Source organism: uncultured Gulosibacter sp., assembly GCF_963509965.1.
Lineage (GTDB): Bacteria > Actinomycetota > Actinomycetes > Actinomycetales > Microbacteriaceae > Gulosibacter.
On the sequence record NZ_CAUPDE010000012.1, the window covers coordinates 60416 to 73102 of the forward strand.

Below are 12687 nucleotides of genomic sequence, written 5' to 3' on the forward strand. Positions count from 1 at the left end.
CGGCTCGCCGCATCCGTGCGTCCCGCCCCGCTCGCCGCATCCCGTCCCGCCGCATCCCGTTTCTTGCGCCTTCTGTGTGCCTTAGCGTCATTTGTATGTGGTGCAACCCACACAAATGACGCGAACCCACACAGATCTGTGGAGAAGTGGCGCGGCGGGGGCGTCGCGAAGCGTTGGGGCGGTGTGCGCTGATCGCCGGCGCCGCTCGTTCGTCCGGCACGGGTCGCCGTGGTACAGGCCACCACGGCGGCCTGCATCCACCGCTCCGCCCGATCTTCGTCCGCCGTATCCGTGCGTCCCGTTTCTTATGCGTTTTGTGTGCCTCCGCGTCATTTGTATGTTGCGCACCGCACACAAATGCCTCCAACCCACACATATCCGTGGTGTGGCGGGCGGCGCGCCGCGGCCGCACGCGCATTCGCGGCTCGCTACTCTTCGGGCACGAGCACCGGGGTGTCTTTGTTGAGCCGCTCACCGCTGAAAAAGCCGCGCGAGCGGGGGTTGAGCGCCCACGCGCCCATCAGCACGAACCCGAAGGCAAGCGCGCCCACGCCGATCACGAACGCACCGCCGATGCCGAGCAGCACCGTGTATCCATAGTCGACATCGATCATGTCGATCGCCGATTGCACGAAGGCGTAGGCCAGCATGATGCCACCCAGCAGCGGCAGCAATCCGCACATGAAGAAGTTGCGGGCGTTATCAAACAGGGTCTTGCGGAAGTACCAGACGCAGGCGAACGCGGTGATCGAGTAGTACAGCGCCACCGCCAGCCCCATCGAGGTGAGCGAGTCGGCGAGCACGTTCTCGCTGATCACCGACATCAGGGCGTAGTAGGCGATTGCCGAGATGCCCATGACCGTGGTCGAGAACGCCGGCGTCTTGAAGCGCGGGTGCACCTTCGCAAAGCGAGCGGGAAGCGCGCCATACACGGCCATCGAGAGCGTGCCGCGCGCGGTGGGCAAGATCGTCGTTTGGGTTGAGGATGCACCCGAAACCAGCATCGCGAGAATCAGGAACCATCCCCAGGGGCCGAAGAGCGCATCCCGCAGCACCGTAAACACATCATCCAGGTTGGCCTCGTTGGTGAGCCCGAATCCGGTGTCGCCGAAGCCGGCAAACATCATCACGGCCACTGAAATACCCACATAGGTGACGATGAGAATGACGATGGTGGCAAGCGCTGCCTGCCCGGGGGTGCGGCGCGGGTTGCGGGTCTCTTCGTTCAGTGCCAGGCAGGTGTCCCATCCCCAGTAGATGAACAGGCACAGCAGCACGGCCTCGATGAATCCCGACCACGAGGTGACCGCGGCGGGGTTGAACCATTCGGGGTCGAAGGCGACGGCGCTCGGTGAGCTGCCGTTGAGCGCTCCAATGAAGGCGAGAATCCCGAGTAGTGCGAGGGCGACGTACTGGATGACCATCATCACCATCTGCAGCCGCTCACCAATTTGCACACCGATGGCCGATACTCCGGTCATGAGTGCGATGAAGACGCAGCCGGTGAGCACCACGAGCGGCCGGTTGTTAGCGATATCGTCGTTGCCGAGCAGATACCAGAAGTAGAGGCCGGCGATTTCGGCGACGTTCGCGAGCACCATGATTGCTGAGACGGCTACGGCCCAGCCGCCGATCCAGCCGATGATCGGGCCGAAGGCTTTGGCGCCCCACACGAAGGTGGTGCCGCAGTCGGGCATTTCGCGGTTGAGTTCTTGATAGGCGAACGCCGCGAAAATCATTGGGATGGCGGCGGCCAAGAATGCGACCGGCGCCTGTTCACCGACGGCGAGGATCACCCAGCCGAGCGTCGCTGCCAGCGAGTACAGCGGGGCGGTGGATGCGAGGCCGATCACTGTTGAGCCGACGACGCCGAGGGCGTTGTTGTTGAGGCCCTTTCCCACGTGAATGTGGCCGGTGTCGGTGATATTTGTGGGTTTCGTCGAGCCGAACAAGATCCCCTCCTCGTCGTTGTGGAGCTGAGCTGGCTCGTGCGCCGGCGCGTGGGCGCGCGGTCGAGACGCAGCGCGAGAAACTATACCGTCTGGACGGTTGGTCGCAACTGCTGTCGAGGATGCGAATGGATGCGTGCCGCTAATTTGCGCGGCTAATCAGCTCAGAAAGAAATTTTCGCGTCGCCTCAGAAACCAGCGGCTTCGGGGCCGATTTACCCTCGAGTTCAGCGTTATAGGCAATGCCGTCGCCGAGCAGCAGCACCGCCGTGGCGAGATCGCGATCGCCAAGCTCGGCCGCGATGAGCTCGAACCAGCGCGCGCGGGCGGCGATCAGCACCGGGCGAATTGTTGCCTCGTAGGCGGGCACCAGCTGAATCAGCGCTGCCATGGTGGTTTCGAGGGGCGAGTCGTAGTCGGCGGAGGTGCTCAAATACCAGTCGGGGGCCGACATGCCCGAATCGAGCTGTTCGGCGATGTCTTCTTCGACGAGTTCGGCGAAGCGCTCGCAAAGTCCAGCCACGAGGGCGTCGCGATCGCGGAAGTGATATAGCAGGCCGCCCTTCGACACCCGGGCTGCGTCGGCCACGGCGTCGAGCGTTGCGGCACGCACGCCATGTTCGTTGACGAGATGCGCGAATGCGGCGAGCAGATCACGGCGGCGGTTTCGAGGCGCAGGCTTGGGCATGTGGATACGCTACTCGGCTTTGGCCAACAGTGGCCTGTGTCTCGCTCGCGTCGTTTCACGCGGGTGAGGCTGGTTGTCTCGCGATATTGGCGGTGGTGGTTGTGCCTGGCTGCGGGGCTTCTTGACGTGGCACAGGCGGGCCAATACTGTACCGTCTAGACGGTTATGAATTTTCCGGACGTGAACAACGAGAGTTGAGGACCGCGATTGTCAACGAAGACCCGCATCCGTAAATCAGTGTGGATCGACCGCGCACCCGCGCGCACACCACAGTCCAAGCTGGTGGGCGAAACCACAGCCGATCTGGCCGTGATCGGCGGCGGCTACACCGGGCTGTGGACCGCCCTACACGCTGCCGAACGGCACCCCGATTGGCGCATTGTGCTGCTCGAAGGCGCCACCATCGGCCACGCCGCGAGCGGCCGCAACGGCGGATTCGTTGACCCGAGCCTCACGCACGGCCTCAGCAACGGTGTCGAACGCTGGCCCGACGAGGTGCGCGAACTCAACCGTCTCGGTGACGAAAACTTCGCCGGGATGCGTGACGACATCAAGCGGCACGGAATCGATTGCGATTGGCGCGAGGAGGGCATCCTCAATTTCGCGCGCACCGAATGGGAAGCCGAATGGCTGCGCGAAGGTGCGGAAGAAGCTGCAAAATACGGGCAGCACGTGGAGTTTTACGACCGCGACCGGGTGGGCGAGGTGACCGCGTCGCCCGCGTTCATCGCGGCACTGCGCGTGGAAGAACAGGCGACCGTCGACCCCTACCGCCTGGCCGTCGGGCTTTTTGACGCCTGCCGCGAGCTGGGTGTGGAAGTGTACGAGCACAGCGTCGTCAAGCGGGTTGCGAATGGCGGGGATGCGGTGCGCATCCTGACCGCCGACGGCGAGGTGCGGGCGGCGCGAGTGGCGCTGGCAACGAATGTGTATCCCGCACTTTTGCCGCGGCTCAAGTTCGCGACCGTGCCGGTTTACGACTATGTGCTCGCCACCGAACCGCTCAGCGATGCACAGCTTGCAGCAATTGGTTGGACTGGAGGCGAGGGATGCGCGGATGCCGGCAACCAGTTCCACTACTTCCGAAAGACCGACGACAACCGCATCCTGTGGGGCGGATACGACGCGATCTACCACTTCGGATCGCGCCGCAGGGAGGCGCTGACGCAGCGCGAAGAGACGTTCACGAAACTCGAGCGCAACTTCTTCGAAACGTATCCGCAGCTGAAGGGCGTGGAGTTCACGCACCAGTGGGGCGGGATGATCGACACATCGACGCGATTCTGCCTGAAGGCGGGGCTGGCTGGGCGCGGGCGGATCGCCTACGCGCTGGGATACACGGGGCTTGGGGTTGCATCCACCCGATTCGGTGCGGATGCGATGCTTGATCTGCTCGAGGGTGAGCCGACCGAGCGCACCGAGTCGGCGCTGGTGCGCGGCGGGATGCTGCCGTTCCCGCCCGAGCCCGTGCGCGCGATGGGTATCAATTTCACCCGCTGGTCGATGGCGGCCGAAGACCGCACCGGGCGGCGCAACCTGTGGCTGCGCACCATGGATGCGCTCGGGCTCGGCTTCGACTCGTAGCGCGCTCGCTGCCGACCCCACTTCCTACGGAAGTGTGTGGGTTCGCGTTATCTGTACGTGTTGTGCCACATACAAATGACGCGAACCCACACACGAGGCGGATGCGCGCTGTGCTCGGCTTCTCGCGGCGTCGCTCGCCGCGCCGCTCATCGCACTCAACGCATCCCGCTGCTCCTGGAAGCGCCCGCCCCTCGAGCCCACTTTTCGCCGCGTCCCACACCATCGCACCTCACCATGGTGCCCACCTCCTACGTATCTGTGTGGCTTAGCGTCATTTGTCTGTGTTGTGCCGCATACAAATGACGCGAACCCACACAGGAGGCGGATGCGGTTGCGGGGTTCGCGGCACGCGCGGCGCCCGCGCGAGGATGCGCGCGGGACGCGCGTGCTTAGAACGGGTACTCGGTTGCATCCAATGGCAGGAAAAGAACGCCAACGATGGCGCCCTCGCGGTTGATTGCGACGCGCGACATGAGTTCGCCGGCCTCGTGTTTGAGTGTCGAGACGACGACTGATGTGCCGGTGCTCTTCGTCGAAAGTGTCTCCGATGAGCCTTCGTCTCGACTCTCTTTGATGGATACGACCGCCTGGTCGGTAATGGTTTGGAGCTCGCCCAATTCGGCAAGGATGGAAGTCCAGACGTCCGAGATGACGTTCCACGGAAGCTCTTTTCGAGTGAGCGGGTGGAGCATTTCGGTGGCTGCGGATTCTTCACCATTGGCGATATGGCGGATGAATTTGTCTGAAATCTCGGGGAGGTTTGCGGTTGATTGCGGGGACATAGTTTCTCCTGTGAAGGGGTTGCGCACCGCGCCGAATCGTTTGAAAGCCGCCTGTCGTGAAACATTGAGCGCTTGCCCGATGTCTGCCCACGAGTGCCCCGCGATTCGAGCCTGCGAGACGGCGTCTTCCAATTCGTGTTCGGCGAGGCTGACTGCTTGCATGCAGTGTCGGATGCTGGTCAATGGATCCATACATGAAGTCAACCATTGGTTGACACGAGTGTCAACTGAAAGTTGACGCTCGCCGCCGGCGTGCTTGCTGGTTTGCTGCACGGCGCCCCGCTCCTCGCGGAAGTGTGTGGGTTCGCGTCATTTGTGTGCGTTGCGCCACATGCAAATGACGCGAACCCACACGGAAGGCGGTTTGCGGCGGTTTCGGTGCCGGTTTCGGATCCAAGGAGCTAGCTCTGATGGTCGAGTAGATTTCGCGGCGTCGTAGTATGAACGCATGGCTGGCCCTGGACGTCCCCCGCTCGATCGGGCTGAACTTGACCCAATTTTCGATGCGGTGCTTCAGGTAGTTTCTGGATGCAGTTCGAGGCAGGCCACTTTGCGGCAGATAGCGACAGCTGCTGGCGTTTCGATTGGAAAACTTCAGCATCACTTTGGCAGTCGAGACGACCTGGTTCGTGAGGCGTTCGAGCATCATCTACTCGCCATCACGAGGCGACTTGAGGCGCTTCGAAATACCGATGGGAGCGCTACGAGCCGAATGGCGATGCTAGTTGATGAGATTGTCGAGAATCGTTCCTGGCAGCGTTCGACACTTTGGATCGATCTGCTAAGTCGTTCCATCGATTCCGATGAGTATCGAGCTTCGGTGCAGCAGGTTTATCGCGCATGGACTGCTGTCTTCCGTGACCTTATCCAGGACGGTGTGCAAAGTGGAGAGTTCACTGTGGCAACTAGTGTGGAGGACGGTGCTGCCGGCATAGTGGCCGTGGCTGATGGACTCAATGTGTTAGTTGTCGCCTTCGGCGAATCGCAGATTGATTCTGGACGGCAACGAAGGCGCTCGGTTCTTGCGGCTGCCATCAAAGCTGCCGTGGGTGTTCAGGTGTAAAGCAGCGCGCGAGGGCAGCGTCATCAACGACGCTGTTGAGGGATTGGTCAGCGAGTAGGTTTTGGCTCTGCCGCCTCGAGTGCGTCCAGGGTCCGGTGAGGTTTTGAATGCCAGCTCGGCTTGGATGGGCAAGTCCCATCCCTGCCGAGAGTGTGAAGGCTGACCACTTCGTTCACTTTTTACTAACGCGCCGCGGTTCTGTTGTGGTTAGGTCTGGGGCAGTGTCGTGTGCTGTCGCGAGCTGTGTCGGGCGGTCCGTCATGGAGCGCCTACGTCGCCTCGGCGCAGGGGAGCTTGCCGTGTTGACAGGAGGTGGTCCAATAGTTAATATTTCAATATTGTTAATTGAGTGTGCAACGGAGCGCACTCAAGCGATCGGTTCAAAGGAGAACCCATGCTCGCAGCAATCATCACCAGTATTTGTGTTGGCACCATCCCCTTGATCACCACACTTGTGGCATGGCGATTTGCCCGTCGAAGCTACGAACAGGAGATTGACTGATGTTCGCGCTGGCTATTTTCGGGAGTTTCGTCCTCTACCTCGTCATCGGTGCGGCTGTCGGTCGCAAGGTGAAAAACACCGATGACTACTACGTCGCGGGCCGTAACGCCCCAACCTTCTTGGTCGCTGGCACCCTGGTGGCCTCTTTCTTGTCGAGCGTCTCATTCATGGGGGAGCTTGGGTTCTCGTACGACGGCTACCCGGTCGTGCTGCTCCTGCTCACCGCAATCAATATTTCGGGCTATGCGATTGGTGTCCTTATCTTCGGTCGGTACCTTCGACGCTCGGAAGCGCTGACCGTCCCCGAGTACTTCGGCAAGCGATTTGACTCGAAGACAGTTCAGGCAGTTGCGGGACTGATGGTCGTTGTCGGCATCGGCTTTTATCTCATTGCTGTCACCCACGGCCTCGCTCTCGTAGTTGGGCAACTGGTTGATCTGCCGCATTGGAGCATCCTGCTGATTGTTTGGGCTGCTTACACGGTCTTTACTTTGCTGAGTGGCTCGCGAGGCATCCTCATCAACGACACGATCATGTTTGTAGTCTTCACCCTGGCCGGAATCATCGGTATGGCCTGGGTTATCGGTTCCGCTGGCGGACCGTACGCTGCGACTCAGAAGATGGCTCAACTGATTGAAAAACCGGATGCGCTCAGCTGGCATGGACTCACCGGATCAAACGCCTATATGGGCGAGCCTTGGGAAGTTCTACTCTATGCAGTCACCCTCGGTGTCGTATGGGCCACCGTCGTTGCGGTCAGCCCTTGGCAATCAAGCCGTTACCTCATGGCAAAGAATGAGCACGTTGCGATGCGGTCGGGTCTTTTCGCTACGGGTGCTTTGCTCATCACCTATCTATTCCTGACTTTCGGTGGATTCTCAATCAACCTGATCAAGTCGGACATCGAACCAAGCGAAATCGCTTTCATCTGGGTGGCGCAGAACCACTTGCCCGCAGTTTTGGGAGTCATCGCCATCACGGGAATCGTTGCCGCCGGCCTCTCATCGGCTGCGTCCTTCCTTTCGCTTATTGGTTTCTCGGCTGCCAATGACGTCCTGCCCGCGTTTTCACGAGAGCATTCGGGTGCTCGAGACTACCCAGCAACCACCGCGGACAGCGGGAAACGCAGACCCAGGTAGTCAAAGACGTCAAACTGCGTACCTCACGCATCGTGATGCTGGTGACAGGCCTGGTCGTACTGGGATGTACCTTCGTTGTTCCACCAGTACTCATGACCATCGCCTACTTTGCTGCCACGCTCTTCGCCGCATCGTGGGGTCCAGTTGCAATCTGGTCGACACAGTCTGCCCGTATTACAGCCCGAGGTGCCACCTGGGGAATGATCGCAGGGTTCGTTGTTTCGGCGGCACTTCAGTGGATCGATGAGTTTACTGATGTGACACTTCCGACACTGATGGACCCAGTCATTCTCGGTATGACTGCGTCGGTGTTGGGCGTTGTTCTCGGAAATATTGGCCAACGGCCAAGTCAAGCCGCCCTCGACTTCTTTGACAAGATCCGTACGGTGCCACAGGTGGAGCGGAACCCGCGTGAGCTTGCTTGGACTCGACGCATGGTGTGGACGGTCTCGGGTATCTGCCTCGTCGTCATTGCACTTCTCATCGTTTTCTACGCAATTCCGTACAGTCAGGTAATTGGTTAGGGGATCGACATGACTAACAAATATGAAGCTGCCCTTTGTCCGCTCAGTGTCGGCCCAGTGGAATTACGAAACCGTATCGTCTCAACCGCTCATCAGACTGGACTCGTGCGAGAACATCGCCCCACGCCAGAGCTCGTTGCCTACCACCGCGAGCGCGCTCGCGGTGGAATTGGCGGCATCTTCCTCGAAGCGACTGCAGTACACGAAACTGGCCTGCTGACTCCAAAGACTCTGGCCGGCTATGTTCCTGATGCAGCAGACGGGTTTGGGACCCTCGCCGAAGCAATTCACGCGGAGAACGCTTCCCTGTTCGTTCAGCTTTTCCATGGCGGTCGTGAACAGATTGCGAGCGCACCTCGCCCACCAGCTGTAGGGCCGAGTGCGGTTCCGTCGACTCGTTTTCACGTCGAGCCGAGAGCGCTCAGTCTCGACGAAATCAACTCAATTATCGCTGGCTACGCGAAGTCGGCTCGTGCGATGCTTGATGCTGGCCTCGACGGTGTTGAGGTTTCGGCCTCGCACGCCTACCTGCCATCGCAGTTTTTTGCGCGCAGGAGCAACCGCAGAGCCGATCAGTATGGGCCCGAGAACCCTCTCAAGTTCCTCGATGAAGTTCTGGCTGCAATCCGCGCCGAAGTTGGTGACAAAATTGCAGTGGGAGTGCGGCTCGCGCTCGACGAAATGTCGAACTCTGGACTTGACGAAACCGCTTGTCTCGAGCTGGCTGGTGAAGTTGAGGCGAATTCACCCATCGATTTCGTGTCATACACCATGGGTGACTCAGCGACATTCTCGGGGGGCGCATACATCGCACCACGACCGAGGACGATGCCGGAGAGCATTCTTAGCCGGCTGGATCGTCGTGAAAATGCGGGACTTGTGAGAATCGCGGCCACCCGCGTGCTTGATCTCGCAGAGGCATCCTCTGCGATTGCTTCAGGTGTCGTAGATGCGGTCGGTATGACTCGAGCACAAATAGCTGAACCGCATCTCGTGCGGAAAGCAATTGAAGGTGAGCCCTCTATCCCTTGCATCGGATGCAATGTTGGATGCATTGGTCACTATCACGCGGGTGTGCCGATTGCGTGCATCATGAACCAAGCGACCGGACGAGAGACCTCTCTTCCGCAGCCAACCGTTCGAAGAGCCGAGCCTCGCAAAGAAGCCATGCGGGTAGCCGTTGTCGGAGGCGGGGTTGCGGGTATGAGCGCAGCCGCCGAAGCAGCTGGCGCAGGGCACAGGGTGGTCGTATTCGAACAGGAGACCGATATCGGCGGCCAGCTACGAATTGCAGGAAAAGCGCCAGACCACAGCTATACCTGGCAAGCTTGGCGCACGTGGCAACAGCAGCTTATTCATGAGCTTGGAATTGAAGTTCGTTGCTGTGAATCCGTTTCGATGACGGAACTACCGGGATTTGACAAAGTTATCGATGCCCGCGGAGCCGTGCAATACCGCGATCAAGAACTGGAATCGGTCACAGAGCTTGACGGTATCCGCGTGATGGATGCGTGGGAGTTCCTCGAAAATCCGACTGGCGAAGTGGTGCTAGTAAGCGATTGGGGAGGGGAACCAACTGGCCTCGATTGCGTCGAGGTTGCGCTTCAGCGTGGCAGCCGCGTTCACTACGCATTTGCTGGTGACATGCCAGCGGTCAATATTCACCAATACCAGCGCTTTGGTTACCTTGGTCGCATCGATGTTGAAGATTGCACCCTCCACCCGGCGACGCAGCTGGCTCTGGGTGAGGGCGGGAAACCGGTGCTGCGAGGATCGTTCTCTGACCGAGATCGGGCGTTGCCAAACGGCGTCGACACCATCATCATCGCCCACGGCCGTATACCGGTGGTCGACCCGGAAGCCGCGCTTGGCGTACGAGTTGGTGACCTCGATGGGCCACGCACACTTGAAGAAGCCGCACTCGAGGGATTCCTCGCAGCGCGAAGCATGTCCGCTGGCAAGCAGTGAGAATGAGGAGCAGGAAATGTTCGATGGGCAATCAAGTCTCGCTGACGCAATCGCTCTGCGCTTGAAGAGAGCTGGAATCGATACGATTTTTGGTATTCCTGGAACCCACGTCATTGAGCTTTATCGGGGATTTGACCATCATGGGATCCGGCCCGTAACACCAAGACACGAACAGGCAGTCGGGTTCGCTGCGACAGCGTGGGGCAGCTGAAAGGGGTGCCTGGCGTCGCTGTGACGACTAGCGGTCCCGGGTTGCTTAATGTACTCGCAGCAGCGGCCACAGCATATTGCGAGTCGCGGGGTCTAATTGTGCTTTCGCCGGGAGTGCCCACCGGCACCCCTGAAGGGCGTATCGGCATCTTGCACGAGACCAAGGACTCAATCGGCGCTGCTGACTCGGTGATGGCTTGGAGCCGGAGGGCGCAGTCTGCTGAACACGCAATGCAACTGCTCGAAGAAGCTTTCCTGACGCAAACTAAGCGCAGCCTGCCGGTTCACATTGAGATACCAATTGATCTTTTCACCGAGGCCGTCTCGCCAAGCTCCTCAGCAGGGGCAGGCCAGGCTGAATCCAACAGCGTGTCCGCCAACGTGCAAGAAGAAGAACTACGAGCGGCTGCTGCACTGCTAAAGGAAGCCCGCACTCCCCGCATTTTGGCAGGCGGTGGAGCGACGCTGGCGGCGACCGAACTACGTACAATTGCCGAGTCTCTTGGCGCGCCCGTCGCCACCACCATCAATGGGAAAGGTGTACTCGACGAGCAGCATCCTCTCGCCCTAGGTGCAGAGCTGCGGCTGGCAGCACTGCATCAGGACTTTGAAAAGGCGGATGTTCTGCTTGTTGTTGGTTCGAAGCTCGCGGAAGCTGAGTTCTGGTCGGGTCCTTTTAAACCCACGGGTAAAGTCATTCGCATTGACAAGGATCCCGTCCAGATTCGTACTGGGATCAACCCTGAACTTGCGATCGTAGGTGACGCTCGTGAGTTGCTTCACGAACTCATGACGGTGCTCGGGCAGACGGAGAACGCAGAGCCGGCTTCAATCAATGACCTTCAGAACAAGATGGCTTCTGAAGCCGCTGGCTTGGGCGGCGCCACTCTGGAGCTCGCGAACCGGCTGGCCGAGTGGATTCCGGAGAATGCAGTCATCTCTATGGATTCATCACAGATTTGCTACCTCGGTATGAACACTGCAGTGAAATCCCGCATCCCCGGGCGCCTCCTGCAAGCAGCAGCCTATTCTCCGCTTGGAATGGGGCTGCCCGGAGCAATCGGTGCAGCACTGGCTCATCCCGAACAAAAGGCATGGTGTGTAACGGGCGACGGGGCACTGATGTTCAGTGTGCAGGAGCTGATTACCGCATCAGAAGAGGAACTCGACCTGACCCTCGTTGTTGTCGAGAATGGCGGCTACCGCGAAATAGCGGAAAACATGCAGGACGCCAATATCCGTCCGCAAGGGGTCGAATTGCGGCAACCTGATTGGCCCGCTCTTGGGGAGGCCTTCGGTGCCGCCTCCATCATGGTTGACTCGGATGCTAGTGATGAGGAGTTCGCGCGCGCCGGTGCATTCGCCAATGAGCCTGGACTCAAACTCATCCACGTTCGGCAGCGATGAGGCAAAAATGTTGAACTTAGAAATCCTCGTCGCTGATACCGATGGTATGGATGTGGCGCATGCCTATTCGCGCCTTGAGCATGCCGGTGCAACTGTCCGAATCTTGGAAAGCAAGGACCCCGCAGAGATTGCGGCTGCTGGAGCCACTGCTGACGCACTACTTGTCAGCACGGCCCCCGTCTCAGCTGCGCTGCTCAAAGCAATGCCCCAATTGAAGTTGGTGAGCTGCATGTCCACAGGTGTGAACCACGTCGATGTTGCTGCGGCTCGTGAACTGGGGGTGCGAGTTGCACACCTAAGTGATGCATCTACTGATGCGGTAGCTGCGCATACACTTGCGCTCGCCCTGGCAGCGATACGTGAACTGCCGAGATGTGTTGAGGTCGCGAAGAGCGGTGACTGGTCTATTCGACCAGACGTGCGGCCGCTTGAACCGCCACAACTCGTGCTTGGCATCGTTGGACTCGGGCGAATAGGCCGCAGATTTGCCTCAATGGCTGATGGAATCTTCAAGCAGGTAGTGGGATTTGATGTCTCGCCAGCAGCGACCGACGACACGATCTCAAGATGCACGGCCGCTGAAGTGGCTGCTCGTGCCGATGTCCTCTCGCTCCACCTGCCTTCGACGCCCGATACGCGAAAACTTGTCGGGTCCGAGATCCTGCCCAACCTTAGGGCTGGTGGCATTCTGGTAAATGCGAGTCGTGGCGATCTCGTACCGGCGCAGTCGTTGTTGAGATTGCTCGATTCCGGCCATCTGCGTGCGGCAGCACTTGACGTGCTTCCGGTAGAACCGCCAGCAATCAATGACGCCCTTGGGTCGCCCCCTTCATTCGGTCCGGACGTTCTGTGAGTCGTCGGTTTCGATTTG

At 59.7% G+C, this 12687-nt stretch carries 10 protein-coding genes and 1 pseudogene; 8 read left to right on the forward strand and 3 right to left on the reverse strand.

Translation table 11 applies throughout. The features are described from left to right. Positions 1 to 428: 428 nt before the first annotated feature. Together RQ865_RS08280 and RQ865_RS08285 are read right to left on the reverse strand one after the other, a co-directional pair. On the reverse strand, positions 429 to 1952 hold the full coding sequence (locus RQ865_RS08280; RefSeq protein ID WP_311478775.1) for an APC family permease: 1524 nt from the start codon (positions 1950 to 1952) through the stop codon (positions 429 to 431). 139 nt (positions 1953 to 2091) lie between these two features. Next, complete coding sequence (locus RQ865_RS08285) at positions 2092 to 2637, reverse strand: TetR/AcrR family transcriptional regulator (RefSeq protein ID WP_311478776.1); 546 nt, start codon at positions 2635 to 2637, stop codon at positions 2092 to 2094. A gap of 207 nt (positions 2638 to 2844) precedes the next feature. Between RQ865_RS08285 and RQ865_RS08290 the strand changes: the two genes are divergently transcribed. After that, positions 2845 to 4221, forward strand: coding sequence for an FAD-dependent oxidoreductase (locus RQ865_RS08290; protein ID WP_311478777.1), 1377 nt, complete (start codon positions 2845 to 2847; stop codon positions 4219 to 4221). A 389-nt stretch (positions 4222 to 4610) separates the two neighbouring features. Here the strand turns inward: RQ865_RS08290 and RQ865_RS08295 are convergent, their stop codons facing one another. Next, the gene (locus RQ865_RS08295; RefSeq protein ID WP_311478778.1) at positions 4611 to 5276 is read right to left on the reverse strand and encodes a hypothetical protein; all 666 of its coding nucleotides are present in this window, start codon (positions 5274 to 5276) and stop codon (positions 4611 to 4613) included. A gap of 175 nt (positions 5277 to 5451) precedes the next feature. Here RQ865_RS08295 and RQ865_RS08300 point away from each other — a divergent pair, with 175 nt between their 5' ends. The 7 genes and pseudogenes from RQ865_RS08300 to RQ865_RS08330 all read left to right on the forward strand — a co-directional run bounded on the left by RQ865_RS08300 (position 5452) and on the right by RQ865_RS08330 (position 12669). Next, the gene (locus RQ865_RS08300) at positions 5452 to 6066 is read left to right on the forward strand and encodes a TetR/AcrR family transcriptional regulator (protein WP_311478780.1); all 615 of its coding nucleotides are present in this window, start codon (positions 5452 to 5454) and stop codon (positions 6064 to 6066) included. A gap of 501 nt (positions 6067 to 6567) precedes the next feature. Continuing rightward, the gene (locus tag RQ865_RS08305; protein ID WP_311478782.1) at positions 6568 to 7707 is read left to right on the forward strand and encodes a sodium:solute symporter family protein; all 1140 of its coding nucleotides are present in this window, start codon (positions 6568 to 6570) and stop codon (positions 7705 to 7707) included. Positions 7708 to 7799: 92 nt separating this feature from the next. Beyond that, the gene (locus RQ865_RS08310; protein WP_311478784.1) at positions 7800 to 8231 is read left to right on the forward strand and encodes a hypothetical protein; all 432 of its coding nucleotides are present in this window, start codon (positions 7800 to 7802) and stop codon (positions 8229 to 8231) included. Between the two features lie 9 nt (positions 8232 to 8240). Beyond that, complete coding sequence (locus tag RQ865_RS08315) at positions 8241 to 10199, forward strand: FAD-dependent oxidoreductase (RefSeq protein WP_311478785.1); 1959 nt, start codon at positions 8241 to 8243, stop codon at positions 10197 to 10199. 16 nt (positions 10200 to 10215) lie between these two features. After that, positions 10216 to 10475 (forward strand): annotated as a pseudogene (locus RQ865_RS09825) (thiamine pyrophosphate-binding protein); the annotation flags it as partial. A 48-nt stretch (positions 10476 to 10523) separates the two neighbouring features. Further along, complete coding sequence (locus RQ865_RS09830; protein WP_399521823.1) at positions 10524 to 11816, forward strand: thiamine pyrophosphate-binding protein; 1293 nt, start codon at positions 10524 to 10526, stop codon at positions 11814 to 11816. A 7-nt stretch (positions 11817 to 11823) separates the two neighbouring features. After that, positions 11824 to 12669 carry an NAD(P)-dependent oxidoreductase gene (locus RQ865_RS08330; RefSeq protein WP_311478786.1) on the forward strand — a complete coding sequence of 282 codons (846 nt, stop codon included), beginning with the start codon at positions 11824 to 11826 and terminating at the stop codon, positions 12667 to 12669. The last annotated feature ends 18 nt before the right edge of the window (positions 12670 to 12687 follow it).